Genomic DNA, 25007 nt, shown 5'->3' with positions numbered 1-25007 from the left:
CCGGAGACCTCTAGTTATGGATGGATCAATTTTACGGGGAGTCGACACAGGCGCGTTGCCGATAACTGACGATGGATATCACCAATGGCAGCCGATCCGGCTAGGCTATCTGCTTCCGACTAAGCACTGTGGAAGAAATGGAGCAGTTGCGCGCGCAATGGATGGTGGCAGTGGCGGATGCACTGAGTGACCTGCAGGCGGCAAGAGTGGCTCAAGACGCGGTGCTTGAGGCCTTGCTTGCCTCGCATCCGGCTCCTGCAATACTGATGCGTTGCTGGGACCGCCTGTCGTCATCCTTGGTGGCGACGGTAGCGCAAAGCAAAGCCTTATCGACAACGGCGAAGCCGATCGAGGTTTACACACTCGAACAGCTGGCAGCATGGGGCACTCGGATCGAGCGCTGCTTCCCGCAGACGAGACAGTAATCGTAGGCCTGCCTGTTGCTAGGGTGTGCTAACCGAGCCCGTGCTCGACACATGGCAGGCAGCCATCCAGCGCCTGGCGTAGTCATACGCGGCGCTTTGATCAGCAAAGGCGACGCTTCGAAGTTGGTATCGGTGCAACGTGATGCCGCCGGGCTTGGAAATCAGCAGCTCCGGCAGGAACTTTCCTTCGCACGGAATGCTGTGGGCCGTGAGCAGGTAATCGCCAACGTGCCGAATTGCGGTGACGCCCAATAGCGATCCTCCTTGATGGGGCAGGCACCTACGTTCGTCCAACATCAGTGTCAGACGATCGGCTGTCGATGCTCGCCGAGTGACACGCCATCATTGAGGGAAAAGCCTCAATCCGCAATCGGCAATAGAAGAACGTAGCTGTAAGTATTTTCCTTACCCGCAGGTGTTGGTTCCGCTGTCATTGCCTCGCGTGCCCGCGGCTTGTGAGGCTTCGCTCGCTCCTGTGGGGCTCGGCGATGGGATCGGGTGCTCATCGCTTCCAGCCAGACTGGCGCTTGGCAGGTGACCTACTTTGATGAGCTCATCGATGTTGTTGAGCTGCTGCATTTCTTTGAACCAGCTCGCCCCCCACTGGACGCTGAGCCCCTCTGCGTTCAAGGACGACTGGATACGCCGGGCGACCGACACCAACCTGGCTTCGCTGGTGCCAGGCAGAAACAGGGCGAACTCTCCGTGCGCCAGGTGTGCCAGGCTGTCCTGAGGACGGGTGGCCTGCTTCAGCAGGGCGATGGCCACCGCGACATCTTGCTCTGTCCCAACGCCATTGCCGGAATTGTTGGTGCCTAGGTCAAAGAGCAATACGCCGCCTGGCTCGTTGCGATGGCGATGATCCGCCGCTGCTTGCAGGACATCACGGAACGTGCCGAGATCGTAGAGGCCGGTCAACGTTTCTGCGTTTTGCAGGACATGCGTATCGGCTGGGGGTTGTTGGACCTGGGCCAGGTGCTGGGCCCACGATCCGGCCAGGACCCGTCCAAACGTTTCAACCAACGGCAAGAGGTGCTCGAGTTTGTCGTCGACGACCCGGTTGTCCAGTCCGCAAAGCATTCCCTCAACTTTGCCAGGGATTCGAATGGGCACGCCCAGATAGCTTGCGATACCCAGCCGTGTCGCCACGGCGGACTGGGCCAGGTGTTCGACTTTCTGCAAGTCGGGGGCGAACTGCGGGCCGCCCATGACGATCATGCTGCGGCACACCGACTCGGACCAACTCAAGGACTGGTCGACCTTCAACCCGAAGGAGGCGTCGGTGCAGCCACGGATGATCCAGTGATCGTTCTTGACCTCGGCAAGCACCCAGGTTTTCAGCGGCGTCAGCTCGGCAAGACGCTCAAGCAGCTCGGTCGCGGTGTCGTCCATTCCAGAGAAGGGGACTTGGGTTCTAAGTTGGGTCGACATGCGGCGGCAGCGTTAGGGATTGACCTCATATCGGCAGTGCAGAATGAACCTACAGCGAGCACGCCACCAATTTTCTGAACGGTGGGGCCTCAGGTCAGGCCAGACAGGCCTTGAGTCGACACTCAGCAAGACGGCTGCCTACCGTTGACGTTGAGTCCCGCTCAACTGGAGGGGCATCCGCTGATCCACGACTGGTCCGTCGATGGCCGCACCGGGTTCATGACCTGAAACCGATGGCTGCACCTTGCAGGTGCCGACAACGTGGATGCTGCGCGCGGTATGCAGGTCGACAATTCGGATGCGGTGCTGCGGTCGGCCATCGAGGGCAGTGGCGTGGCCGCGGCGCGCAGCGTGATGGCGCAGGCCGAGTCGCCAGCGGGCGGCTGGTGCGGCTGTTTCCTGAGCCATGGGTCGTGGCGGCGCTGGCGTGTTACGTCGTGTATCGCCCCGAGTGCGCGTCGCTGCCGAAGGTGGTGTGGTTCAAGCAGTGGCTGCATGAGCAGGCACATCGATGAGCTGCCCGAATGACGACGGCATCCGGCGTGATCCGGGCGGCCGGCACGGTCAACAAGCATCATCGGGGCAGGGCAGACCTGCCTGGCTGGCTGCCACCAGTGCCATCGCGCGTACCTGCTGCGGAATGGACCGCTGCGGTGTCAGAGCACCCGCCAGAGCATGTAGCCGGCGGTGATGAAAATGAGGAGCGCAAACGCGTAGTTGAGTAATCCCCGATGTCCGGCCAGCGCCGTCGCTGCACGTGCTCCCGCGACGCCTCCTGCGCTGCCGGCGACGATCAACGCTGCAGCGAGTGGCCAGTTCACCAACCCGGAGTGTGCGTAGTTCAGCGCGGTGGTCAGGCCGAAGGCGGAGACCGCCACGAGCGAGCTGCCTACCGCTGCCAGCATTGGCATGCCGGTAGCGGTCGTCAGGCCTGGCACGATGAGGAACCCTCCACCGATGCCAAAGAAGCCGGAAAACCCGCCGGCGATCGTCCCCAGCCCGATCAGCGCGGGCGCATTGCCCTTGCCGAGTCGGGCATTCGCATCCTCCTGTACGTTGCGCCTGCGCAGCATGCGCAAGCCGATCACCACCATCAGCACTGCGAACAGGGCCAGCAGTCGCTGTCCGTCGAAGGCCTTGCCCAGGGTCGAGCCGAGGTAGGCGCCGGCGACGCCGGCCAGGGCGAAGACCCAGGCACACGGCCACCTGACGTTGCCACGGCGGGCATGCACGAACAGGTTGGACAGCGCGTTGGCCGCTACCGCCAGCGCGCTGGTTCCGATGGCCACATGCGGATTCTCGACACCGACCAGGTAGAGCATCAGCGGGACAGCGAGAATGGAGCCTCCACCACCGACCAGTCCCAAGACGAAACCGACCAGAATTCCGGAGAGCCCGCCCAGTGCCAGCTGCATCAGTGAAAGGGTCTGCATGGTCAATGGCTACTCAGGGCTGGACGGCGCGTCGCAACGAAGGCGCGGAGCGAGGGCGGAAAGGTCGTAACCTGCGGCGTAGGCGACGGACAGGACCTGGTCGGTCGTGATTCCGGCAGTTCGTACCTGCCCCAGAGCCCACAACGACGTCGAGCGCGTACCGGTCCTGCAATAGGCGGCAACCGGAGCTGGCAGCTGCTGCAGCAGCTCGCGGAATTGCTGCACCTGGCGATCGGAAATGGCGCCGGCCACGACGGGCAGGTAGGCGAAGCGCATACCTGCGCGCGTGCAGGCTGCCTGCATGGCCAGGTGATCGGGCTGGTTCGGCTGCTCGCCGTCTGGCCTGTTGCAGACAACGCTTGCGACGCCCTGTCTGGCCAGCGCGGGGAGATCGGCAGGAAGCAACTGATCGGTCACGAGCACATCGGGTGAGAGCGATCGAAGTTTCATGCGCGGTCCTTTCCTGCGCGGGTGCGGTGGAGGAGTCTGTGCAGAAACACTCCGGCCACCAGTGACGCAGCGAAGATCAGTGCGAACGCCTGGCCGGTCGCCAGCAGTGCGATGGCCGGGCCCGGGCAGACCCCGGCCAATCCCCAGCCGATGCCGAACAGCGCCGCACCGATGACCAGCTTGCGGTCGATCTGCCGTTGCCGCGGCAGCTGCAGTGCCGGGGCAAGCACGGGGACGTTGCGCGCACGCACCCATCGATAGGCGATGGTCGACGGGATCAGTGCGCCCGCCATCACCAGCGCCAGAGAAGGATCCCAAGCGCCGGTGACATCGAGGAAGGCGAGCACGCGCGCGGGATTGGCCATGTCCGAGACCACCAGGCCAAGCCCGAACAGGGACCCGCAGAGAAAGGCCGCCAAACGGATCATGCGCCGGTTCCGGCGGCGACCCGCACGACCGTCACCGTTGCCATGCCCAGCAGCATGAACACGGTGGTGGCAACGATGGAGCGTGGCGACAGCCTTGCCAGCCCGCTGACCCCGTGCCCGCTGGTGCAGCCAGCACTCAGGCGGGTTCCATAGCCAACCAGCAGGCCGGCCAGGATCAGCACCGGCGCGCCGGTGGGGGTCAACGACGCAAGCGCAATTGGCTTGATCGCCAATGCCACACCTGCGCTGGTCAGAAGCCCGGCCAGGAACAGGGCGGACAGCGAACGCGCGCCGCCAGCCTGCAGGCCGAGCGCGTCTGCGAGCAGACCGGAGATGCCAGCGATACGGCCGACGAGCAGCAGATAGGCGCCCGAGGCGGTACCGATCATCAGGCCGCCGATCAGGGGCAAGTACCATGCAAGCGGGGGCAGAGTCATAGCAGGTCCAACGGCAGCTTCAGGTAACGCACACCGTTGTCGTCCGGCGCGGGCATATGGCCGGCACGCATGTTGACCTGCACCGACGGAAGCAGCAGTCGCGGCATGGGGAGGGTGGCATCGCGCTTCTCCCGCATCTCGACGAACGTGTCCTCGGAGACCCCCTCATGCACATGCACGTTCGCACTGCGTTGGGCGCCGATCGTAGTCTCCCAAGCGAACCGATCCCGGCCGGCGGCCTTGTAGTCGTGGCACACGAAGACACGGGTGGCGTCCGGCAGACCCAGCAACCGTTGGATGGAGCGATAGAGCTGACGGGCTGAGCCACCCGGAAAGTCGCAGCGGGCAGTGCCGTAGTCCGGCATGAACAAGGTGTCGCCCGGAAACACTGCATCGCCGACGACGTAGGCCATGCACGCTGGCGTGTGCCCAGGAACATGCAGCGCCACCGCTTGCAGATGTCCTATGGCGAATGCTGCACCGTCGGCAAACAGATGGTCGAACTGGCTGCCATCGCGGCTGAAATCCGCACCAGCGTTGAAAATGTTGCCGAAGGTGTCCTGCACGCGGGTGATGTGCGCGCCGATGGCAAGCTGTCCGCCCACCTGTTGCTGCAGCCACGGCGCAGCCGACAGATGGTCGGCGTGTGCATGTGTTTCGAGCAGCCACTGCACCTGCAGGCCCTGGTCACGCACGTATTGCACCAGTGCCGCAGCGGAGCCGGTTGCCGTTCGGCCGGAAGCCATGTCGAAGTCGAGAACGGTGTCGATGATGGCGCAGGCCGACGAGCGAGGATCTCGGACCACATGGCTGGCGGTAAAGGTCGCAGGGTCGAAGAATGTCTTCACCTGCGGCGCGGGCGCGCTGCCGGAGTGGGTGTCGCCGACGACGGTGCGAGCCGTGTTCAATGAGGCATCTGGTGCGGACGACGTACTCACGTTTACGGTGCCGAGTAGAGGTGAAACAATAGTTTCATACTTTCATATATAGTGAAACTATTGGGGGTGGCGCTATTTGTTCGTTCATTCGCCCCAGGGCTTAGCTATTACCCTAGTGCACCCTGATCCGCATTACTCTGCGACTCGTGACCGAAACCACTCTCACCGTCAGTGATCTTGCCGCCATGAAGGAGCGCGTGCCGGAAGTGGCCGAGCTGCTACGCTTCATGGCCACCCCGTCACGCCTGCTGCTGCTTTGCCAGTTGTCGCAGGGCGAATCCACCGTCAGTGGCCTGGAAGCGACGACGGGCATCCGGCAACCGGCCCTGTCCCAGCAACTGGCCGACCTGCGGCAGCGGAAATTAGTCCTTACCCGACGTGAGTCGAGATCCGTCATCTACCGCATGGCCGATCCCAAGGTGGCTGCCTTGCTGAGCGCCATGCATGCAATTTTCTGCGTGGACACTGGTCAGTAGGAGCATCGCTCTAGAAAATCGCAGTCCAGTCTCGATTAATCGACGCGATTGCCTCTCAGATCCTGCTCGATCTGACGATTACGCCGTTGTGCCCAGGCATCGCGTACGAAGGCATAGTCATCTGTTGCCTCCCGGCGCATGTTGTCCGTTGCAAGCAACTGCGCACGCACGTCCACCAGCTGCATGATCTGTAGTTTGTCGGCGACGCTCGAACTGTCGATCTGGTTGATGACAGAGAGCTGCTGGTCACCGAGGCCGCCGAAGGCATCACGCACCGTGCGCGGCCCCATAATCGGCATTACAAGATAGCGTGAGTTCCGCCACCCCCAAGTAGCTAGGGTCTGACCGAGATCTTCGCCGTCAGACTTGGGCATGCCGATGCGTCGCGCCGGATCAAACACGCCGCCGATACCTGCGGTTGAGTTGACGACGAACCGTCCAAGCGATTGGCCGGCCTCGCCTGGGCGGCCCTGCAGTAGTTGGTTCAAAGCGGTGGTAGGGAGGCGGAGATTTCCAAAGAGCCGCGACACGCCCGCCTGCACCGGATCCGGCGCGATCTTGTCATAGCCGATCGCCACGGGCCGGATGACGAACCTGTCAACCGCGTTGTTGAAGCCATGCATCTTGCGGTTGAAGCCTTCCCATGGATCGCGCACTGGCTGGCTGTACAGCGCCTCGGCGTCCTGTTCGGCTTGCGTGATTGTTTCGGAACCACTGCCGACAGTTGGCGGCAGCGTCGGCTGGGCAGTGGCGTCCATCGTGCCCGGTGTAGCGCTCCCCTGCACCTCGTCGTAGCGCTCATCTAGGGTCTGATCCTGGGGGGCGATCGGCATCGCTGCGTTGTCTGGCACGCTTGCAATTGTCTGCGTGCCTGTATTACCCGCATGGGCGCTTGTGCATAGCGCAAGCGCTACGAGCAGGAGGTGTTGAAAGTTCTTCATTACAATCTCCTTGGAGACATCATTCTGTTAGAAGCGGTACGCGTAACCGAGGGCGATCGTCGTACTGGTGGTCTTGTCCACCAGCGGGCTGTCCTCGATGGTGCTGCCTACGCGGGTGGCGCCAAGATCGATGAACATGGCGTGGTGGCGTGAAGGCAGGTAATCCATGCGTAGGCCGAACTGGATATTGGTCGTTGCTGTGCCCTCGTAGAATGGCCGCCCGGCCAGTGCTTCGGATTGCCGCACGCCGTAGTAGTAGTCAACGAATTTGTCATCAACCCATTCGGCAGCGAGGCGCGGCGTGAAGCCGAACTTGCCAGCCGAAAAGCGCCGATCTATTTGAACTTTTGCCCGCGCGCCCTTGCTATTGCCCATGGTATCGGCGAGGACCTCAGCACTGAGATTGGCAAGCTCGGTTTTCCAGATGAGTGCTCCGCCGGCCCATAAACTACGGCTGCGGTCATCCATTCCGGTCATGAAGGGTGAATCATCTGCGTTATAACCGTCACCGGACAAGCGAACACGGGCACGCAGTGAAAGGTTCTCGGTCGAGAAAAACTTGAAATCTAAGACCGGGACCGTTGCACTGATCCACTTGCTTTCATAAGAGATAATCGGAAGGGGGAATATCTCGCGATCAAAGTCACGATAGGGCTGGTCTAGCACGACAGCTCCTATGCCCGCTGACCACCGAGCACCTTCTTGGGTATATTGTGCGAAAGCCGAGGGCACCCACGCAGTGGCGAGCGCCGTGGCGGCGATGAAACTCCGTGTCCACAATGCATGTTGGCGACGCGAAAACTGATGATGAGACATGGTCTGCTCCTTTCTGTGGCGGTTGGGGGGATATCGCGGTGAAGCGGGGCCGCTTGGCTCCGAAGAACGTGTGCGAGGTGTTTGCCTGTTGGGTATGTCATCGAAGCGTGCCGCAGACTCATGGACGCCCCCCGGAGATCGAGCCTTCCGACGGCGGTAAGCCGTTAGTCGCGGATGGCTTGAAGCGATGGGCGAGCCAGCTCTCAAGGTCGTGGATGTAGCTGAAAACTGCGGGCACTATCACCAGGCTCAACAAGGTGGAGGTGATCAGGCCGCCGATCACCGCGATTGCCATGGGCTGGCGGAAGCTGGCGTCCGAACCCAAGCCGAGCGCGATCGGCAACATGCCGGCGATCATCGCGACGGTTGTCATGACGATGGGGCGGGCGCGTTTGTGGCAGGCGTCGAGTAGTGCATCGATCACCGGAAGGCCATGCGCATTGCGCGCGAGTACCGCGTACTCGACCAGCAGGATCGAGTTCTTGGTGACGATGCCCATCAGCATCACCAGGCCGATCATCGAAGGCACGTCGAGCTCGCTGCCCACCAGCAGTAACGCAATGAACGCGCCGCCCAGAGATAGCGGGATCGCCGAGAGTATCGTGACGGGCTGGAAGAAGTCTTTGAACAGCAGGATCAACACGCAGTACATGCACAGGGTGCCGGTCACGATCGCCCATACCAGGCCGGATGACAGTTCCGCAGCCACTTCGGCATCGCCCGTCTGCATCAGCGAGACGTTTGAGGTCATGTTACGCACGGAGGGCATTGCGTTGGCGATGGCGATGGCCTCACCCAGAGAATGGTTGCCCAGTTCAGCGGTCACGGTGACGTAGCGCTTGCGGTCGTAGCGGTCGATCCGTGCCGGCCCACTTTCCATGGCGAGGGTAGCCACGCTGGAGAGCGGGACCAGGCCATCACGCGAGACCACGCGCAAGGCAGACAGTGCGGCGATGTCCTGGCGCACGGCGTCGGGGACGCGCACCCGGATGCCTATCTGGCGGTTGTCCAGGTTGAGCTTGGACAATTGGGAGTCGAAGTCGCCGCTGGTGGCCGTACGCATCAGCTCGCCGATGGCGGCACTGCTCACGCCGTGTTCGGCTGCCCGGTTGAGATCCGGCCGTACCACGATCTCGGGGCGCTCCAGGCTGGCCGTGCTGCGCACACCGGACAGGCCGGCCGCCCGGAGTTCCCGGGTGAAAGCATCCACGGTGGTCCTGAGCGCGCCGGCGTTATCGCTGGCGAGGATCATCTGCAGTTGCTCGCCAGAGCCGCCGCCAACCGTGAAGCGCGCACCGGGGACGTTCTCCAGTGCATCACGCACGGCCTGTTCGATCTCGGACTGAACGGCGCGCTCTTGGCGAGCGGTCAGCACCAGCGTGAGCTCGCCCTTGCGCACGTCGCTCACCTGCGCATCGCTGCCGCTCTCGGCGGCCCCGACGGTGGTGAAGACGCTCCGCACGCCGGGCAACTGGCCAACCGCAGCGCGTACCCGCTCGGCAGTGGCCACGGTGTCATTGAGCGCACTGCCCGGTGCCAGCTCCAGCGTCACCGTGGTGAAGCCCCGGTCCGACGGGGGTACCAGCCCCGTGGGGATAAAGGGCAGCAGCGCTATCGAGCCGACGAAGAAGGCCGCAGCCGCGGCAATGGTCTTGCCGCGATGGTGCAGGCTCCAGTCCACCACCCGCAGGTAACGGCGCATTAGCGGGCCGTCCTGCTTGTTGGCCGCGTGCATGCCGGGCTTGAGCAGCTTGGCGGCCATGATGGGGGTGATCAGGCGCGCCACCATCAGCGAGGCGAGCACAGCGATGACCGCTGTCCAGCCGAACTGCTTGAAGAATAGGCCCGGCACGCCACCCATGAGCGTGGTGGGCACGAACACCACCACCAGGGTCGCCGTGGTGGCGATCACCGCCAGCGCGATCTCGTTAACCGCGTCGGCCGTGGCCTGCATGGTCGGCTTGCGCATGCGCCGGTGGCGCTCGATGTTCTCGACTTCGACGATCGCGTCGTCTACCAGAATGCCGACGACTACCGCCAGCGCCAGCAGCGTGAGAGTGTTGAGCGAGTAGCCCAGCCACCACATCGCAGCGAACGCGGGCAGGATCGACAGCGGCAGCGCCGAGGCAGCAACCAGCGTGGCGCGCCAGTCGCGCAGGAACAGCCAGACCACCAGCACGGCCAGGAGCGCCCCCTCGTAGAGCATCGCCATCGAACCCTTGAACTGTTCGAGGGTGTAGGCCACGCTGCCCGAGATCGGGGTGATCCGCAGGGACGTGTGCTGGGCCTGAAGCTGCTGCAGTGCTTCGGCCACCCCTTCGGCGATGCGGGTTTCGTCGAAGCCCTTGGTGCGCTGGATGCTGAAGCCGATGACGGGCTTGCCGTCCAGAAGCGCCGCCTGGCTGCGTTCGGCGGCGGTGTCATGCACCGAGGCCACCTGATCCAGGCGGACTTTGCCGCCGGTGGCGAGAATGACCGGCATGGCGCGCAGTTCGTCGGCCTGCCGCACCGTGGCCACCGTGCGCAGCGACTGCTCTTCGCCGCCCAGTTGGCCGCGTCCGCCCGAGGAGTCCTGCTGGGTGCGGCGCAACGCGCGCGAGACATCGGCTGCGGTGACGCCAAGCGCATTCATCTGCACCGGGTCGACGTCGACGCGGATCTCGCGCTGCACGCCGCCCAGCCGCTTGACTCCGCCCACGCCCGGGACGTTGAACAAGGTCTTGCTCAGCGTGTCGTCTACGAACCAGGACAGCGCGACCTCGTCCATGGTCTCGGAACCGACCGAATAGGTCAGGATGGGGCTGCTGCTGACCGTCTGGGCACTGACGGCCGGCTGTAGCAGATCCGTTGGCAGGTCCGAGCGCACCCGGTCGACGGCATCCTTGGTCTCGATCAGCGCGTCGGACAGCGGCTTCTCCAGCTCGAATTCGGCCTGGAGATGGACTTGGCCCTCGGTGATCGTGGTCCGCGTGTGGCGCAGTCCGCTGAGCGTGGCGATGGAGTCCTCCACCTTGCGCGCAACTTCCGTTTCAAGCTGGGCGGGTGCCGCACCGGGCTGGGAGAGCGTCACATTGATCGAGGGCAGGTCCATGTCGGGTAGCGCCTGGATCGGCAACTGGTGGAAGCCGTACAGGCCCGCCAGCGTCAGCAGCATGAACAACAGGACGGCCGGGATGGGGTTGCGCAGGGACCATGTCGCGAAGTTCATCGCTGAGCTCCCGATGCGGCCGAGCCCGCGGTGTTGGCCGCGTCGGATTCGACCCGCACGGTGTCACCGTCGGCCAGCAGCCCGGCGCCCTGGGCAACGATGCGTTCGTCAGCCGCGAGCGGATCCAGGATCTCGACCTCGGCCCCCTGGCGGCGGCCGATGGTGACCGGCCGCGCCTCGACCTTGGATTCGTCGCCCGTTCCGGCCAGGCGGAAGACGATGCTGCGGCCGTCACGCACCACCACGCTCGTTGCCGGCAGCACCTGCGCCGCGCTGGGCGCGAGCGCGATACGACCGTCCACGTACATACCGCCGCGCGCCAGGCTGCCCGGCTCGATGTCCGCATAGACCAGGCCCAGCCGCGAGCGCGTGTCCAGCAGCGGCGCGATCTGACGTACGCGCGCCTTGGCGGACCGGCTCTGTGGCAGTTGCAGCGTGACGTCCTGGCCGAGGGCGATGCTGGCGATCTGCGTGGGGGTGAACTCGCCCCGCCATTCGAGCCTTCTCTGGCGCACCAAGCGGAACAGCTCCTGGCCGTTGTTGGCGACCGCACCCAGCGTGGCGATACGGTCGCTGATCACGCCATCGTCCGGCGCAACCACGTCTGCTTGGCGCAACTGCACGCGCTTGCCCTCCAGCTGGGCCCGCGCGGTGACGACCTGGGCCATGGCAGTATTGGCCTCGGTGACGTAGCGCTGCACCTCCTGATCGCTGATGCCACCGCTGCCTTTGAGTTGCAGCGCACGGGTGCGGTTGGCATCGGCCTGCGTCGCCACTCCTTGTGCCTGGGCCAACGCGGCCTGCAGTTGCGCCTCCTCGGCGCGGAGCGTGGCCGTATCGAATCGTGCCAGGAGTTGGCCGCGACGCACCACGTCACCGACCGCGACCTCAAGCCGGTCAATCCTCAGGCCCGACGTCTGCGCGCCGATGATGGCTTCCTGCCAGGGGGCGATCACGCCGCTGGCCTCGATTGCGCTGGCCCACTGCACCCTGCGAGGGAGTGTGGCCGTCACCGACAGCGAAGCCTGGCTGTGCGCCGGGGCCAGCGGGGCGGCGCGCGACATGACACCCCAGGCGGTGGCACCGAGCAGCAACAGGGCGGCACCGGCAACGGCGGCCCATATGAGCCGGCGGCGGCGCAATGCCGCCGCGGCTATGGTGGGCTTAGGAGATGGCATGGACGCCGTCATGACAGCGCGCCGCTCGGCGTGGCCGCCGTGGCGTGGCCCGAGGCGCGGACCAGCGCGATCCAGGCGCGGTTGCTGTCGTATGCAGCAGCGATGGCGCTGTCCTGGGCGTCGGCGAGCTGGCGGCGCGCATCTTCAACCTCGAACAGGCTCACGGCACCGGCGTTCCAGCGCGCCTGCGTCGCGTCAAGCACGCGCTGTGCGGCGGTGACGGCATCCAGCGTGCTGCGTCGGCGCGCGGCGGCTGATTCGATCGCGGCCATGGCGTTCTCGACGTCCTGTGCGGCGGCGCGCACCACCAGACGCAGATTGGCCTCGGCCGCACGATGGCGGGCTTGGGCAGCAGAGACATTGGCCGCGCCGCGGCCTCCATCGAAGACTGGTGCGGCAAGCGTCGGGCCGAGCGACCAGACAGTCTCGCTCACGGACTGCCCGGCGGCCCGCAACCACTGCCCACTGAGCGCAGCCGCCAGATCGAGCCGGGGAAGGCGCTCGGCACGCGCGACCGCGATCTCCGACCATGCCGCCGCCGCTTCGCGTTCGGCAGCGACAACGGCCGGGTGGGCCGCGAGTATGGTGGCCGGCATGGCCAGTTGGACGACAGGAGACGGCGGGATGGCCGTCACCAGTTGTGCCACGCCGGCCGCCTGAGTGTCCACGGTGACCACCCCTTGCACAGTGGCGCGTGGCTGACCGGTGATGGCGACCAGTGCATTGACGTGACGTGCGCAGGTTTCCTGGCGCGTGGCCACCGTCGTGCGCGCGCTGGCCAGACCGCTTTGCGCCCGAGCCTCTTCAATGGGCGCGACGAAGCCGGTATCCAGCCGCTGGCGGGTCAGTGCCAGGGTCTTTTCGCGCGAGTCGATTTCCTCGTGCAGCACGGCAATGGACAACTCGCAGGCGCGCAAGTCCAGCACCAGGTCGCCGATCTGTGAGGTCAGGGCCAGCCGGGCCGCTTTAGCATCGGCATCGCGTGCCTGGATCCTCAGTCTGCCGGCCTCCACTGAGTTGCGCACCCGGCCGAAAAGGTCGATTTCCCAGGACAGCCCGAGTCCGACCCCGCTCTGCGTGCTGAGGATTGTGCCGCCTGATGCACTGTTGATGTTTAGGCTGCGGCCCCGGGTGGTGTTGCCGTTGACATCCGCCGACGGTATCTGTTGCGCCGAGGTTGTCCCGAGCAGGGCACGGGCCTCGTCGACCCTGGCAATGGCTTGCGCAACGCTAGGACTGTCGTTGAGAGCAGCTTCTGCTAAGAAATCGACCGCCGGATCCTTAAGTTGGCGCCACCATGCTTCATCGCTGGGCGTGGCTATTGCCGCCTCCGGGGCGGGCATTGTCCAAGCCTCGGGCGCCTCCAGACGCGTCGACTGATAGGATCCCTGGGTCGTACACCCCGTCAGCAGAGCCAGCAGCATCACCGTGCCGCGTGACCAGCCGCGGAGCAGAGCGTGGCTGTCGGAGAGCCCCGTCCGGCAACGCAGGTCCTGCGACGCGGTGAGACTTGGTTTCTGGAGATGCGAACGGGGCGAGAAGACAAACCCCCGTCGCGGGAGGCGCGTGGGGCAACTCAGGTGCCTCCGCCTGCCTGGGCTTAGTCTGCAATCCAGCATGAACCTTCCGATTTCTTGGCATGTCAAGGCGATGAGCCGTGACGGCGAATGGTGCCCAAGCGGAGTTAGGGGGTTTTTAGAATTATTAAGAAGTTTTTAAAAACCAGGTCATTTAACGCAGGGCGTGCAAGCTAAAGTCGCATCCCTAAGTTCAGTCAGGGTTTCCAGTGCGTCATGGCGGAACAACGTTCCACCAATCGCGGCCGGGGCTGCTGGATCAGTTCAGGCCGGGAAGCCAGACGCTGCTCGGGAAAACGACACGCACCATGAGCCCCCGGTCTTCCAGGCCGGTGCCGGTGCGGATTGCGGCAGCGTGAGATTCTGCAATACCCGCCACGAGCGATAGGCCGATACCGCTCCCCCGCACAGGCGTGCCGGCGACGCGGTAGAAGCGTTCGAAGATGGCCTCGTGTTGCTCGGGCGGAACGCCCGGGCCGTCATCTGCAACTTCCAGATAGACCATCGAGTGCTCCGGGTCGCGATCATCCGCAGCTTGGTTGCCGCAGCGCACGAGCACGTTGCCGCCTTCGCTGGTGTAGCGCATGGCGTTGTGCATCAGATTACGCAGCAAGATGCCGATTTCATTGATGTCGCAGGAAATTCTGCAGGGTTCAACGGCAAGGAACAGCGAGCGCCGATTCAGGCTCGCATAGATCTCGAACTCTCGAGCGACGTGGTGCACTAACTTGTCCAGATCCGCCGGAAGGTGTTTGGGAGCTTTGGCACCCGCGTTTATGCTTGCAAGATCGAGCAGCTGCTCGCTCAGCCGAGTGCTGCGACTGGCGACTACCAGCAGTTTTCTGAGTGCTGCATCCTTGTGTTGAGGGTCGGTGGCTCGCAGCGCGATCTCGGCCTGGGCCTGCAAGGCTGACAACGGCGTGCGAAGCTCATGCGCCGCATCCCCAATGAAGCGCCGTTCCCCTTCGATAGCCTCGTCGAGTTGCTCGAGTACATGGTTAAAGGAGTCGACCAATGGATGCAGTTCCCGTGGCAGGCCATCTAGCGGCAATGCGGTAAAATCGAAGCGACGGCGGTGACGCATCGCAGCGCCTAGCGCTCGTACTGGTCTCAGTGCGGCCTGGCTCACGAACCACATGACAAGACCCGCTATGACGAGCAGGACCGTTGCGAGGGCTAACGCATGGGCTGCTTCATGACGCATGTCCGCGTCTACGATGCTCTGCAGATTTCCCACTTGTACAGTCACCCGCCCTGTGCGGTCGGATGCGGAATAGACCCGCCATTGTTGACCCTCGACCCGGGTGGAGGCCGCACCATCGGAGAAGTCGGGCTGCAGTGGCAACCTGGGGGAGCCGGGCGTGCCGGCGACCATTCGATTGCGATCGATCCATATCTGGAACACCAACTGCTCGTGTCCGGTGCCGGCGATTTCTTTCAGCTTGAGGCCCGGCCTGCCTCCACCGTTGAAATCGCTGTCGGCTGGAATCGTCACCAGAAGTTGGGTGGCAATCGCGCCGAGCTTTTCATCCCACGTACTGGTGCGGTTGAGTGAGAGCTGCGTGAGCACGACCCCGAGCACTACCGTCCAGCACAAAGCGATAACCGCGACAATCACGAGAATGAGTTGTGCGTTGAAGGACCGCGACTTCAAGTGGCCGTCTGCCCGACAACGTAGCCCAGCCCGTGGACGGTGCGGATCAGATTGTCTCCAAGCTTACGGCGTAGCTGGTGGATGAACACTGCGATGGTGTTGCTTTCGACAGTGCTCGATGTGCCATAGACGACATCGTGAAGATGGTCGCGTGTGACGACATGTCCGGGCCGCTCGACCAAGGCAAGCAGGGTGCGGTACTCATGGGCGCTAAGGACAACCTCGGCGTTGGCCTTGGTGACGACGCGCTTGCTGCGATCAATGCGGATGTCCCCGTAGGTGAACACCGCAACCACACGCCCCTGGCTGCGACGAATGACCGAGCGTACGCGCGCCCAGAGTTCATCAAACTGGAACGGTTTGACCAGATAGTCGTCGGCGCCGGCATCTAGACCGATGATGCGCTCGCTGAGCTGGCCGCGTGCGGTAAGGATCAGCACCGGCGTGGCGTCATAACGCCCGCGCATAGCGCGCAGTACCGATAGACCTGAATCGCCCGGCAGACCGATGTCTAGCAGGACAGCTGCATAGGCGTGATCCACCAACGCACTGCGTGCTGCATGTGCATTGACGACATGATCGATGTTCCATCCACTCTGGCGCGCAGCATCGCAAATAGACTCGCCCAGCATTTCGTCATCTTCAACCAGGAGGAGGTTCATGCAATACAAATCCATTCGTGTGGCGGCCTTCTGTGTAAGCCTGCAGTAGACTGGTTAATAAGTTTTTAAGGTCTTTCTGAATTTCACGCTTGCACCTGTCGACGTATTAACGAACGCATGTAAAACCTGGGTCATTTCTTGGTTCCGGAGCCAGGTCAGGTTCGCTTGCTGCAACTCGATGAGCCGAACGCTTACCGCATAGCCGAGAGGACGTTAGCGTTACCCAAGGATGCGGTCCACCCAGTTAAGGAAATCGCGCTGCATAGGAGCCGGGATGCCATGGTCGCCTGCATATAGGCCGATCTCGTGTCTCACTCCGACCTCGTTGAGCAGCACGTCGGCCTTGTAAGCCCAGTCCACGCTCAGTTTGGTGTCGTCGCGGCCATGCCCGATGAATGCCTGGACGGCCGACAGCGCGCCGCGATCAGCGATTCGGGGCCTGATTTCGGGGAGAATGCGGCCAGACAGGATGCCGAAGCCGCCAAGCAACCTGGGCTCGGTCAGGCCGACGCTGGCACTCATGATACCGCCTTGGCTGAAGCCGGCCACCACGGTCTGCGCCGGTGCCATTGCATATACCGCCTGCACCTGCGCAATAAAGGTCGCCAGCAGTTGGCGGCTCGCTTCGGCTGCCTCCAGATCCGGGCGCGGTCCCTGCGGCCCGAACGACACTTGGAACCAGCCGTGTTGGTTCGTACCCAAGGTCAGGGGGCCACGGACCAGGATGACGAGCGTCTCAGTGGCCAGCTCCGCGCCAAGCGGCGCCAGGTTGGTTTCGTTGCCGCCCACGCCATGGGCCAGGATCAGCAGGCGCTTGGCAGGCGCGTTTTTTACGACGCTGGCTCGGAACGGCAGCGCCAAATCGGTACGCAGATCGGACCAGGTGATGTTGCTCATGCGGCATCCTCCATTGCGTCGGTGTGAAGCCCGAATCCGAAGGAATCCATCGACAGGACGCCGTAGGTCATTCCGCCCCGGATCAGGCTGCGGGATTCATTGGGGACGCTTGCACCCACTGCCACCAGCAGCGGCAGGTAATGCTCCTGGGTGGGATGCGCACGTCCTGCGTGTGGTGCCTGTGTGCGGTAATGCAACAGTGCCGCGTCATCGCCTCGCGCGATGGCCGCCGCGATCCAGTCCGCAAATTCCTGGGCGTATTCCGGATCCCGCACATCGCTGCGGAACTCGTACAGGTTGTGGGTGAGGCTGCCGGAGCCAACGATCAGGACACCCCTGTCCCGTAAAGGTGCCAGGGTCCGGCCCAATCGTAATGCGCCTTCGGCGTCCATAGTGCGGGGCAGCGAGACCTGCAGGACTGGCACGTCTGCATCAGGCTTCAAGTAGCGCAGCGGTACCCAGGCGCCGTGGTCCAGGCCGCGCTGCGAGTCGATCGTTGCCGGCAGGCCTGCCTGGATGAGTAGGTCGACAATGTCGGCGGCAAGATCCGGCGCGCCGGGCGGCTCGTACTTGAGCGCATAGAGGGGCGCCGGGAATCCGCCGAAGTCGTGGATGGTCGCCGGCCTGGCACCTCCTGCGACACGGATGCCGGTGGTCTGCCAATGGGGGGAGACCACCACGATCGCGGACAGATCGCGCAGCGATGTGCCGAGCTGCTGGAGATTGGGGCCGAGCACGCCCGGTTCGATGGCGAACATCGGTGAGCCGTGGGAGATGAAGAGCGAGGGAGCTCGTGTCATGGGGATGCTCCAAGATTGGCGGGCGCCTGGGGCGCCCGCACATTGCATAAGGGTGTGTTCCGGATCGAGCGTCTTACGACGCCTGACCGTTGCGGCGGCTTCTCATGCCGTCGATGCTGAACTCGCCTGCGCCATTGGCGGCCAGCAGCAGGAAGCCGCCGGCCATCGCGATGTTCTTCCAGAAGCTGATGGCCTGCATCGCATCGCCGAAGTCGGCATGGAAGACCGCTGCGGTGGCCACCGAGAAGACCGCCAGGGCGATGGCGATCCAGCGCGTGAATAGGCCTGCGGCGATGGCGAGGCCGCCACCAAGCTCCAGCAGGATGACCAGCGGCAGCAGCGCGCCCGGCACGCCCATTGTTTCCATGTACTGCTGGGTACCGGCGTAGCCGGTGATCTTTCCCCAGCCGGAGATGACGAAGAGCAGCGAGAGGCCAATGCGGCCCAGCAGCGAAAGGGGGGCGTTCATTTCAGTGTCCTTGAGATGTGGCGTGCTGGCGAAGGTCAGAGCAGTTCATGCCTTCGCCAAAACGCGGTGGTGAAGGTCCGCGCCGACCGACGCGGACGCATTGCCTTACTTGATCATGCCGAACGGATCGGGCACCGGACGCTTCGCCGGATCGGCGTTGTTCCAGAACTGCTGGACGATCCAGCCGTACTCGGGCAATCCGTCGATGAACGGCGGCAGCATGTCGTTGCCCGAGGGCAGCTTCCAGTCGGCTTGCAGTTCGGCGCCCAGGGCGTAGACGGTATTGAGCTGCGCGCCGGCAGCCGTCATCCGCTGCATCGCGGCCTCGGCCTCATACTTGCTCCAGGCCCCGGAGGCATCGACCACCGGATGCACCAGGTAGCCGTCGTGGACCATCGACAGGGTCGGCAAAGTCACGCAGGTTCCGAGCGTCACTCCCGAGATGATGATGTGGCGGCGCCCGGTCCGAGCAACCAGGTCCTCCAGCGCAGCACGGAAGGTCGGGTCCTCGTAGGCGTTGATGATCCCTGTGCGGCGGTAGATCGGCTGGTCGTGGAAGAGCTCCTTCAGCTCCGGCAGCAGATCGCCGTTCTGCCACTGGGCATTGGACGAAGACAGCAGCGTTGGGATCTTCAATGCCCTGGCCATCTGCGCCAGCGCCAGCACATTGGCCTTGTAGCCGGACGCTTGCGCAAAGTCGCGGACGCTGGCCATAAGGCCGATCTGGTGATCGATGAACAGCATGATGCTGTTGTCTGGCGCGGGCTTTTCGTAGACGGCGCGTCCGGCCTTGAGGGCATCGGCCGCACTTGTCCTGAGCGGCAGCACCTGGTCGCTGATGGGGCTCACGATGTCGGCGGGACGCTGCTGAACGGTGGTCTGTGTCGGTTCGTTCATGGTCTTCTCCAGAGTGAAGGTCGTTCCGAATCAGTTGCGATGGATCCAGGTGGGCGCGATCTGCGTGCCCTGACCAGCGCCATAGGCGAAGTAGATATTCAGCCCGGCCAGCGGTTCCAGGTACCGCGCGTTCTTCAGTCCGCCAGCGTCGACCGGCTGGAAGCCGATGCTTTCGGCAAGTGCCCGCACGGTCTGCTTTGCGCGCTCATCGTCACCAGCGTAGAAGACCGGCACGGTCTGCCCCGCTGCGAAGACCGGGCCTTCGGCCAGTACCTGGGCAAGAACGGTATTGAACGCCTTGACCACGTGGGCATCCGGCAGCGCCTTGGCAATTTCTTCGGCAGCCGAGCTGTCGTAGCCCAGGGTCAGGCCCATGTAGTCGGCCGTCAACGGGTTGGTAATGTCGATCACGACGCGGCCTTCCAGCGATCCGAGCGCTTGCAGCGCCGGGACGGCATCGGCGTAGCCGGTGGCGACGATGACGACCTGGGAGTCGCCCAGTGCGTCGGCGGGTGCCAACGCGGTTGCGCCGGGATGCGCGGCGGCCACTGCCTGAGCCTTGCTCAGGTCGCGTGCGGCGATACGGACCTGATGGCCTGCGGCGGTGAGCTGCTTGACGAAGCCTGCGCCCATATTGCCGGCACCGATGAGAGTGATGTTCATAGTGATCGTCCTGTCGAGAGAGAAACAGAGTGCTCGGGATTGCTTGGTCCCAAGCAGCCGACAGCGGTATCGGCTTGAGACGAACTATATTGGCGGCATCGAATGAGATAAATTACTATTCGATAGATAAATTGTTCCGAATAAAGAGACTATGGATCTGCTTCAAGCCATGAAGACCTTCACCGCGGTGGTAGAGGCCGGTAGCTTCGTGCGGGCTATGGAGGTGGTAGGGCTGTCCAAGCCGGCGGTGTCCCGTCACGTCAATGAATTGGAAGGGCATCTAGGCACGCGCCTGCTGCAGCGGACGACGCGCCGCCTGTCGCTGACGGGGGAAGGCCAGGCCTACTACCAACGCTGCAAGGACATCCTGCTTGCTGTCCAGGAAGCCGAGGCCGAGGTGGGGGCCAGTGCGCTGCAGGCGCAGGGTCGGTTGCGGATTGGCGCGCCGCAGACCTTCGGGGCGCTACATCTGGCCGCGCTATGGGGCCGATTCGCCGCACGCAATCCGCAGGTCACGCTGGATATCGTGTTGTCCGACCGCGTGATAGATCTTGTCGAGGAAGGCTATGACCTTGCGGTGCGCATTGCGCGATTGTCCGACTCAAGCCTAGTCAGCAGGCGCCTTGCTCGAACGCGTATGGTGCTGTGTGCTTCGCCGGATTATCTCGCCGAGCGAGGCACGCCGCAGCATCCGCACGAGCTCACCCGGCACGATGTGATCTCCTATACGTACTGGTCGTCCGGCGACATCTGGAGCTTTCAGGGGCCCCAGGGCGAGGAGACAGTGCGCACGCATTCGCGTATCCACGCCAACAACGGCGATACCTGCCGGGCGGCGGCCTTGGCGCATCAGGGGATCATCCTGCAGCCGGACTTCCTGGTCTATGCAGACCTAGACAGTGGTGCGTTGGTCGAGTTGATGCCCGAGTTCCGCGCGGCGGAACTGGGCATTTTTGCCGTCTACCCCACGCGCAAGCAATTGCCGTTGAAGGTGCGACGGCTGGTAGATTTTCTGGTCGACGCATTACGCGCGCCGCCTTGGACGCATTGATCATGCAGGACCCATGCGCCTCCATAGCGTATGCAGTGTTGGCGAGATGGAACCGGGGCGGACTGAGGCAGCGTCTTCGGCGCGGGCTGACCGCGGCTGGTCCACTGCCGCGATTGCTTGCGGAAGGTGCATGAGAATTCCTCGATGTCCGCAGGTGCATCGGCCATTTTCGAGCAACGCCGGCACGCCGATACGGTGGTGATCCGGCTGGTCATGAGCCTGTCCGATCTCCAGGACACCGGCGCGTCGTTGACCCGGTCGCACATCGAGCGTCCACTGTCTCAACTTTGAATGAGATTTTAGATCTTGTGCGAAATATCTCGTACTCGATTGTCAATACGCAGCCGTTCAAGCATTACGGTTAGGAACAGGTCGCATGACGCAGCCGGCGGCGAGCGAGCACCGGCGCGGCTTGCGGGGCGCGTGCAGCGTACGCAGACATCAGCCAGGAGTAAGCCTTGAAGCACAGTCGTGTCGTAGTCCCACTGCTATTGGGCTGGTTGGCCTCGCCGGCCTCGGCAGCGGTCAGGCCTGGACTGACGCACGATCTGACGGTCGCCGCGATGTTCCAGCAGGCGGACTGGGTGGTGAAGACAGTCATGGGTGTGCTCGTGTTGGCTTCGGTCGCCACGCTGAGCATCTGGATCTACAAGACCTGGGAGATCGTCGCCTGTCGCCGGACCATCGCCACGGCATTGAAGTCCCTGTCGAGTTACGGCGAGCTGGCCAGCTTCGTGCAACTTCCGGACCCGGTCGCCGCCGCGATGGTGCAGGTCGCCATCGGCGAGCTGGAACGATATCCGGCCGGGCGGCGGCATGTGTTCGCAGAAGGCATCAAGGAGCGCACGGCCGCCCGGATCCAGCGCGTGGAAGCCGGCCAGCAGCGCAGGCTGTCGCGCGGTGCCAGCGTGCTGGGCAGCATCGGCGCTGCGGCGCCGTTCATTGGCCTGTTCGGTACCGTGTGGGGCATCATGAACGCTTTCATCGGCATCGCGCACTCGCAGACCACCAACCTTGCGGTAGTTGCGCCTGGTATCGCCGAGGCGCTGCTGACAACGGCTTTCGGCCTGGTGGCGGCGATCCCGGCAGTCCTGGTTTACAACGCAGTGACGCGCGCCATCGCCGGCTACCGCGTACGGATGAACGATGCTGCGACACACGTCATGTGCTTGCTGAGCCGGGAGCTGGACAGCGAACTGGACGCGCGACGCATGCCGGGGCCAGGCCATGTCATTTAAGCTTGATTCCGGAGACGAGCACGAGACCGGCCTGCACGAAATCAACGTCACGCCCTTCATCGACGTGATGCTGGTGCTGCTGATCATCTTCATGGTGGCTGCGCCGCTGGCAACGGTGAACGTGCCTTTGGAGCTTCCGGTGTCCAGCGCCCAGGCGCAGCAGGAACCGCAGGAGCCTGTGGTGGTAAGCCTGAAATCGGACCTGCGCGTGTATGTAGGCGAGACCGAGGTGGAGCGGTCGGCACTGGGCGGAGCACTACATACCCTGCTTGGAAGCGATCGCGATGCGCGCGTGTTCCTGCGTGCCGACAAGACAGTCCCATACGGCGATTTGATGCGCCTGATGAATGTGTTGCGTGAGCAGGGCTACCAGAAAGTGGCCTTGGTCACTCTGGACCAGACGGAGATCTAGGCACGATGCGCCAGCGTGGGGTTTCCGATTCGACCCGCTGGGCGGGCAGCATCGCCAGTGCGTTGCTGCTGCACGGCGGCGTAGCGGCGCTGATGTTGCTCGATTTCGTCGCGCAGCCCCCTGCACCTGTCGCAGCGCCGTTGGCGGCGATGACGGTGGAGCTTGCGCCATTGCCTGCGGCACGGGAGCACCAGCTCACCGAGAAGCCGCCTGGACCGGAGCAGATCGAGTCGCGGGTGCAGCCAAAGCCGCAGCCGCGTGCGTTCGATCCGCCGCCGGAGGTCAAGACACATCCGCCTCCGGATGCATTGGCGGCCAAGCTCGAAGACAAGCCGGAAGCCGAGCAGGTGACGGGGGCTGACCGCACTACCGCCGTGCCGTCGAGCGTGGCCCCGGCCGTGGCCGATGCTGCGCTCCAGGCGCCGGTTCAGGGCGTGGCCAGCGAGAACGCCACGGCCGTCATCCAGAGCTGGGAGAACCGGCTGCTGACCCACCTTGAGCAGCACAAGCGCTATCCCGGTGCCGCGCAGCGGCGCCGGCAGGAAGATACGGTCTATCTGCGCTTCACGATGGACCGCAGTGGCAACGTGCTGCAGTGGACCATCTGGCGCAGCCGCGGCTATGCGTTGCTGGATGCGGAAGTGGATGCGCTGATCCAGCGCGCCGCGCCGCTGCCGCCGCCGCCGCCGGAGATGACCGGCAACACCGTCGAGATGATCGTGCCCGTGGAGTTCTTCCTGCGCCGCCAGCTCGCCCAGGGACGGCGTCCATGAAATGGCGGCGCGCCGAGCCGGCGGCGGCCGCAGCGAGCGAGGCGGTGTTGGCCGGTGCGTTGACGACCGAGGAGCTGACGCGGATCTTCATCGAGATCCGGCCGAGCCTGGAAAGGGTCATCGAGCGCCGCATCCTCGACCGCCATACCGCACAGGATCTGGCGCAGGACATCTATCTCCGCCTCGGGCGGGTTTCCAGCCTGCTGTCGAGTGAAGAAGCGGCGCGAAGGTATCTGATGCGCATGGCCGTGCACGCGGCGCTGTACCACATGCGCAGCGAAACCAATCGGGTGAAACTGCTCGCGGGCGCGTTGACGTTGTTCGAAGGGCATGTCGAAGAACCTGAAGAACACGCGCATGCGCGCGACCAGATGAACCTGATCGAGGCCACGCTTGCCGAGCTTCCGGCAAAGTGTCGCGACGTGCTGTACCTGACCCGCATCGAAGGCCTGCCGCGCGAAGAGGTTGCCGCCCGGTTGGATGTTTCGCTGAGTTTGGTGAACAAGTACGTGCTGCTTGCGCTGAAGGCCTGCGCACAGAAGCTGGGCGAGAGATGAACGGACACATGCCCCTCTTGTCAGTTTCGGGCTCGCTGGGCGTTAGAGGAACAGGCAGATGAGTAACGACGACACAATGCGGACGAAGATGGAGTTGGATGCCAGCGATCCGATGGACCAGGCGCTTGCGTGGGTTTCACGTATTGCCACGGGCGAGGTCGACGCCGATGCACTGGCCGAGTTCGAGCGATGGCGCGATTCGGACGCCAGTCACGAGAAGGCGCTGAACAAGGCTCGGCACTTGTGGCTGATGATCGGAGAGCCCTTGGAGGCGCAGTACGCGCCGGTGATGGCGAGTCTTCCTGCCTCCGCAGCGCAACGGCGCCAGGTCCGGACGCGACGCCGTTGGCGCCGTCCGGCGCTGGCGACTGCGGCAGCATTGCTGCTGGTCGCGACGCTGGGGGGGCAGTGGCAGCGGGACTGGCGATTCGACCAGACCACCGGCATCGGCGAGCAGCGGACCCTTGCCCTGGCCGATGGCAGCACCATGTGGTTGAACACCGGCAGTGCCGCCGACGTGCGTGTCGATGGGAATCGGCGCCATATCGACCTGGCACGCGGCGAAGCCTACTTCGACGTGGCCCACGATCCGCAGCATCCGTTCACCGTGGATGCCGGCGGCGGCCAGGTCACGGTGCTGGGCACGGCCTTCGGCGTTCGCCGCGAAGGCAGAGAGGTCGTGGTGACTGTGCAGCGAGGCAAGGTGCGAGTCGCCAGGGAGGGCGGCGGCGCCGTGTTCGTCACCGCGGACGAGCGCGTTCGCGTCCATTCCGGCGAACCGGCGCCGCACATCGAAGCGGTCAACGCGGAACAGGCGCTGTCCTGGCGCACTGGACGCCTGCAGTTCGAGAATCGCCGTATCGGCGAGGTGCTGGACGACCTCAAGCGCTACGACCGGCGTCTGGTGCTGGTCAGCTATCCGCACGCCAGGCAGCAGCGCGTGAGTTCGATCGTGGACCTGGCGCGCCTTGACGAGTGGTACGACACGCTGGAGCAGTCCTTGCCCATCAAGGTGACCCGCATCGGGCCGATCGTCTGGATCCACGCATCCTGACGCACGCGCTCGGGTCCGCGCGGCCACGCTGAGCGACCGGTCCGTTCGCCGGAATTTCAGGTCGGCGCGCCCACCAGGCAGCGCCCCGGGTCGAGCGCGATCGCGGTTTGCTCATCGTTGTCCAATTGTCAACTTCGGCCTC

General features: G+C 64.0%; 28 protein-coding genes. 9 read left to right on the top strand and 19 right to left on the bottom strand.

The window, feature by feature from the left end:
- The first annotated feature begins 137 nt into the window (after positions 1 to 137).
- Positions 138 to 425, top strand: a complete 288-nt coding sequence (locus tag XaplCFBP3123_RS18080; RefSeq protein ID WP_104535264.1) for a hypothetical protein — start codon at positions 138 to 140, stop codon at positions 423 to 425.
- 18 nt (positions 426 to 443) lie between these two features.
- Here the strand turns inward: XaplCFBP3123_RS18080 and XaplCFBP3123_RS21610 are convergent, their stop codons facing one another.
- The 7 genes from XaplCFBP3123_RS21610 to XaplCFBP3123_RS18045 form a co-directional block, all read right to left on the bottom strand.
- Positions 444 to 677 (bottom strand): hypothetical protein, encoded by a 234-nt coding sequence (locus XaplCFBP3123_RS21610; protein WP_253254247.1) that lies wholly within the window; start codon positions 675 to 677, stop codon positions 444 to 446.
- A gap of 153 nt (positions 678 to 830) precedes the next feature.
- Positions 831 to 1817, bottom strand: a complete 987-nt coding sequence (locus tag XaplCFBP3123_RS18070) for a GAF domain-containing protein (protein WP_253254246.1) — start codon at positions 1815 to 1817, stop codon at positions 831 to 833.
- A 695-nt stretch (positions 1818 to 2512) separates the two neighbouring features.
- Positions 2513 to 3274 carry a sulfite exporter TauE/SafE family protein gene (locus XaplCFBP3123_RS18065; RefSeq protein WP_104535294.1) on the bottom strand — a complete coding sequence of 254 codons (762 nt, stop codon included), beginning with the start codon at positions 3272 to 3274 and terminating at the stop codon, positions 2513 to 2515.
- 24 nt (positions 3275 to 3298) lie between these two features.
- Positions 3299 to 3739 carry a TIGR01244 family sulfur transferase gene (locus tag XaplCFBP3123_RS18060; protein WP_104535263.1) on the bottom strand — a complete coding sequence of 147 codons (441 nt, stop codon included), beginning with the start codon at positions 3737 to 3739 and terminating at the stop codon, positions 3299 to 3301.
- Positions 3736 to 4167, bottom strand: a complete 432-nt coding sequence (locus XaplCFBP3123_RS18055) for a DUF6691 family protein (RefSeq protein ID WP_104535262.1) — start codon at positions 4165 to 4167, stop codon at positions 3736 to 3738. The genes XaplCFBP3123_RS18060 and XaplCFBP3123_RS18055 overlap by 4 nt, the downstream gene beginning before the upstream one ends.
- The gene (locus tag XaplCFBP3123_RS18050; protein ID WP_104535261.1) at positions 4164 to 4604 is read right to left on the bottom strand and encodes a YeeE/YedE family protein; all 441 of its coding nucleotides are present in this window, start codon (positions 4602 to 4604) and stop codon (positions 4164 to 4166) included. Before XaplCFBP3123_RS18050 ends, XaplCFBP3123_RS18055 begins: the two co-directional genes overlap by 4 nt.
- Positions 4601 to 5512 (bottom strand): MBL fold metallo-hydrolase, encoded by a 912-nt coding sequence (locus XaplCFBP3123_RS18045; protein WP_104535260.1) that lies wholly within the window; start codon positions 5510 to 5512, stop codon positions 4601 to 4603. Before XaplCFBP3123_RS18045 ends, XaplCFBP3123_RS18050 begins: the two co-directional genes overlap by 4 nt.
- 215 nt (positions 5513 to 5727) lie before the next feature.
- On the opposite strand from XaplCFBP3123_RS18045, the gene XaplCFBP3123_RS18040 reads away from it, so the two are divergent.
- Positions 5728 to 6018: an ArsR/SmtB family transcription factor gene (locus tag XaplCFBP3123_RS18040; RefSeq protein ID WP_104535293.1), complete on the top strand. Its 291-nt coding sequence runs from the start codon at positions 5728 to 5730 to the stop codon at positions 6016 to 6018.
- Positions 6019 to 6053: 35 nt separating this feature from the next.
- Here XaplCFBP3123_RS18040 and XaplCFBP3123_RS18035 read toward each other — a convergent pair whose 3' ends face one another.
- The 12 genes from XaplCFBP3123_RS18035 to XaplCFBP3123_RS17980 all read right to left on the bottom strand — a co-directional run bounded on the left by XaplCFBP3123_RS18035 (position 6054) and on the right by XaplCFBP3123_RS17980 (position 19780).
- Entirely contained in the window at positions 6054 to 6959 is a 906-nt protein-coding gene (locus XaplCFBP3123_RS18035; protein WP_104535259.1) for an MlaA family lipoprotein, read from the bottom strand.
- A gap of 27 nt (positions 6960 to 6986) precedes the next feature.
- Complete coding sequence (locus XaplCFBP3123_RS18030; protein WP_253254245.1) at positions 6987 to 7775, bottom strand: MipA/OmpV family protein; 789 nt, start codon at positions 7773 to 7775, stop codon at positions 6987 to 6989.
- Between the two features lie 118 nt (positions 7776 to 7893).
- Positions 7894 to 10983, bottom strand: coding sequence for an efflux RND transporter permease subunit (locus XaplCFBP3123_RS18025; protein ID WP_104535257.1), 3090 nt, complete (start codon positions 10981 to 10983; stop codon positions 7894 to 7896).
- Positions 10980 to 12077, bottom strand: coding sequence for an efflux RND transporter periplasmic adaptor subunit (locus tag XaplCFBP3123_RS18020; protein ID WP_253254244.1), 1098 nt, complete (start codon positions 12075 to 12077; stop codon positions 10980 to 10982). The genes XaplCFBP3123_RS18025 and XaplCFBP3123_RS18020 overlap by 4 nt, the downstream gene beginning before the upstream one ends.
- Positions 12078 to 12169: 92 nt before the next feature.
- Entirely contained in the window at positions 12170 to 13585 is a 1416-nt protein-coding gene (locus tag XaplCFBP3123_RS18015) for an efflux transporter outer membrane subunit (RefSeq protein ID WP_104535255.1), read from the bottom strand.
- A 412-nt stretch (positions 13586 to 13997) separates the two neighbouring features.
- On the bottom strand, positions 13998 to 15392 hold the full coding sequence (locus tag XaplCFBP3123_RS18010) for a sensor histidine kinase (RefSeq protein WP_104535254.1): 1395 nt from the start codon (positions 15390 to 15392) through the stop codon (positions 13998 to 14000).
- Positions 15389 to 16054: a response regulator transcription factor gene (locus tag XaplCFBP3123_RS18005; protein ID WP_104535253.1), complete on the bottom strand. Its 666-nt coding sequence runs from the start codon at positions 16052 to 16054 to the stop codon at positions 15389 to 15391. The genes XaplCFBP3123_RS18010 and XaplCFBP3123_RS18005 overlap by 4 nt, the downstream gene beginning before the upstream one ends.
- Positions 16055 to 16273: 219 nt before the next feature.
- Positions 16274 to 16951, bottom strand: coding sequence for an alpha/beta hydrolase (locus XaplCFBP3123_RS18000; protein ID WP_104535252.1), 678 nt, complete (start codon positions 16949 to 16951; stop codon positions 16274 to 16276).
- A complete protein-coding gene (locus XaplCFBP3123_RS17995; RefSeq protein ID WP_104535251.1) occupies positions 16948 to 17751 on the bottom strand; it encodes a dioxygenase family protein in 804 nt (267 codons plus the stop codon). The genes XaplCFBP3123_RS18000 and XaplCFBP3123_RS17995 overlap by 4 nt, the downstream gene beginning before the upstream one ends.
- Positions 17752 to 17824: 73 nt before the next feature.
- Positions 17825 to 18220 (bottom strand): DoxX family protein, encoded by a 396-nt coding sequence (locus tag XaplCFBP3123_RS17990; RefSeq protein ID WP_104535250.1) that lies wholly within the window; start codon positions 18218 to 18220, stop codon positions 17825 to 17827.
- A 105-nt stretch (positions 18221 to 18325) separates the two neighbouring features.
- Entirely contained in the window at positions 18326 to 19117 is a 792-nt protein-coding gene (locus XaplCFBP3123_RS17985; protein WP_104535249.1) for an isochorismatase family protein, read from the bottom strand.
- Between the two features lie 30 nt (positions 19118 to 19147).
- Entirely contained in the window at positions 19148 to 19780 is a 633-nt protein-coding gene (locus XaplCFBP3123_RS17980) for an NADPH-dependent F420 reductase (protein ID WP_104535248.1), read from the bottom strand.
- Positions 19781 to 19931: 151 nt separating this feature from the next.
- Here XaplCFBP3123_RS17980 and XaplCFBP3123_RS17975 point away from each other — a divergent pair, with 151 nt between their 5' ends.
- From XaplCFBP3123_RS17975 to XaplCFBP3123_RS17950, 7 genes are all read left to right on the top strand, one after another.
- Positions 19932 to 20831: a LysR family transcriptional regulator gene (locus tag XaplCFBP3123_RS17975; protein ID WP_104535247.1), complete on the top strand. Its 900-nt coding sequence runs from the start codon at positions 19932 to 19934 to the stop codon at positions 20829 to 20831.
- 144 nt (positions 20832 to 20975) lie between these two features.
- On the top strand, positions 20976 to 21122 hold the full coding sequence (locus XaplCFBP3123_RS21555; RefSeq protein ID WP_172453351.1) for a hypothetical protein: 147 nt from the start codon (positions 20976 to 20978) through the stop codon (positions 21120 to 21122).
- A 167-nt stretch (positions 21123 to 21289) separates the two neighbouring features.
- On the top strand, positions 21290 to 22069 hold the full coding sequence (gene exbB / locus XaplCFBP3123_RS17970) for a tonB-system energizer ExbB (protein WP_146091381.1): 780 nt from the start codon (positions 21290 to 21292) through the stop codon (positions 22067 to 22069).
- The gene (gene exbD, locus XaplCFBP3123_RS17965) at positions 22059 to 22481 is read left to right on the top strand and encodes a TonB system transport protein ExbD (RefSeq protein WP_104535245.1); all 423 of its coding nucleotides are present in this window, start codon (positions 22059 to 22061) and stop codon (positions 22479 to 22481) included. The genes exbB and exbD overlap by 11 nt, the downstream gene beginning before the upstream one ends.
- Positions 22482 to 22543: 62 nt before the next feature.
- Entirely contained in the window at positions 22544 to 23254 is a 711-nt protein-coding gene (locus tag XaplCFBP3123_RS17960) for a TonB family protein (protein WP_172453350.1), read from the top strand.
- On the top strand, positions 23251 to 23811 hold the full coding sequence (locus XaplCFBP3123_RS17955; protein WP_104535243.1) for an RNA polymerase sigma factor: 561 nt from the start codon (positions 23251 to 23253) through the stop codon (positions 23809 to 23811). The genes XaplCFBP3123_RS17960 and XaplCFBP3123_RS17955 overlap by 4 nt, the downstream gene beginning before the upstream one ends.
- Positions 23812 to 23869: 58 nt before the next feature.
- On the top strand, positions 23870 to 24865 hold the full coding sequence (locus XaplCFBP3123_RS17950) for a FecR family protein (protein WP_104535242.1): 996 nt from the start codon (positions 23870 to 23872) through the stop codon (positions 24863 to 24865).
- The last annotated feature ends 142 nt before the right edge of the window (positions 24866 to 25007 follow it).

This window comes from Xanthomonas arboricola pv. populi, from assembly GCF_002939945.1.
GTDB lineage: Bacteria > Pseudomonadota > Gammaproteobacteria > Xanthomonadales > Xanthomonadaceae > Xanthomonas > Xanthomonas arboricola_A.
Note: the sequence above shows the minus strand (reverse complement) of the source record. Positions and strands in the feature narration are given on the sequence as shown.

Bases quoted from the DNA above. Each gene is read 5' to 3' on its own strand.
- XaplCFBP3123_RS18060 (WP_104535263.1), bottom strand. From the start codon at position 3,739: ATGAAACTTCGATCGCTCTCACCCGATGTGCTCGTGACCGATCAGTTG.
- XaplCFBP3123_RS18080 (WP_104535264.1), top strand. From the start codon at position 138: ATGGAGCAGTTGCGCGCGCAATGGATGGTGGCAGTGGCGGATGCACTG.
- XaplCFBP3123_RS21555 (WP_172453351.1), top strand. From the start codon at position 20,976: ATGTCCGCAGGTGCATCGGCCATTTTCGAGCAACGCCGGCACGCCGAT.
- XaplCFBP3123_RS18055 (WP_104535262.1), bottom strand. From the start codon at position 4,167: ATGATCCGTTTGGCGGCCTTTCTCTGCGGGTCCCTGTTCGGGCTTGGC.
- XaplCFBP3123_RS17990 (WP_104535250.1), bottom strand. From the start codon at position 18,220: ATGAACGCCCCCCTTTCGCTGCTGGGCCGCATTGGCCTCTCGCTGCTC.
- XaplCFBP3123_RS18015 (WP_104535255.1), bottom strand. From the start codon at position 13,585: ATGCTGCTGGCTCTGCTGACGGGGTGTACGACCCAGGGATCCTATCAG.
- XaplCFBP3123_RS18000 (WP_104535252.1), bottom strand. From the start codon at position 16,951: ATGAGCAACATCACCTGGTCCGATCTGCGTACCGATTTGGCGCTGCCG.
- exbD (WP_104535245.1), top strand. From the start codon at position 22,059: ATGTCATTTAAGCTTGATTCCGGAGACGAGCACGAGACCGGCCTGCAC.
- XaplCFBP3123_RS18040 (WP_104535293.1), top strand. From the start codon at position 5,728: ATGAAGGAGCGCGTGCCGGAAGTGGCCGAGCTGCTACGCTTCATGGCC.
- XaplCFBP3123_RS18025 (WP_104535257.1), bottom strand. From the start codon at position 10,983: ATGAACTTCGCGACATGGTCCCTGCGCAACCCCATCCCGGCCGTCCTG.
- XaplCFBP3123_RS18030 (WP_253254245.1), bottom strand. From the start codon at position 7,775: ATGTCTCATCATCAGTTTTCGCGTCGCCAACATGCATTGTGGACACGG.
- XaplCFBP3123_RS17980 (WP_104535248.1), bottom strand. From the start codon at position 19,780: ATGAACATCACTCTCATCGGTGCCGGCAATATGGGCGCAGGCTTCGTC.
- XaplCFBP3123_RS18005 (WP_104535253.1), bottom strand. From the start codon at position 16,054: ATGAACCTCCTCCTGGTTGAAGATGACGAAATGCTGGGCGAGTCTATT.
- XaplCFBP3123_RS17955 (WP_104535243.1), top strand. From the start codon at position 23,251: ATGAAATGGCGGCGCGCCGAGCCGGCGGCGGCCGCAGCGAGCGAGGCG.
- XaplCFBP3123_RS17950 (WP_104535242.1), top strand. From the start codon at position 23,870: ATGAGTAACGACGACACAATGCGGACGAAGATGGAGTTGGATGCCAGC.
- XaplCFBP3123_RS18050 (WP_104535261.1), bottom strand. From the start codon at position 4,604: ATGACTCTGCCCCCGCTTGCATGGTACTTGCCCCTGATCGGCGGCCTG.
- XaplCFBP3123_RS18035 (WP_104535259.1), bottom strand. From the start codon at position 6,959: ATGAAGAACTTTCAACACCTCCTGCTCGTAGCGCTTGCGCTATGCACA.
- XaplCFBP3123_RS17995 (WP_104535251.1), bottom strand. From the start codon at position 17,751: ATGACACGAGCTCCCTCGCTCTTCATCTCCCACGGCTCACCGATGTTC.
- XaplCFBP3123_RS17985 (WP_104535249.1), bottom strand. From the start codon at position 19,117: ATGAACGAACCGACACAGACCACCGTTCAGCAGCGTCCCGCCGACATC.
- XaplCFBP3123_RS17975 (WP_104535247.1), top strand. From the start codon at position 19,932: ATGGATCTGCTTCAAGCCATGAAGACCTTCACCGCGGTGGTAGAGGCC.
- XaplCFBP3123_RS18070 (WP_253254246.1), bottom strand. From the start codon at position 1,817: ATGGACGACACCGCGACCGAGCTGCTTGAGCGTCTTGCCGAGCTGACG.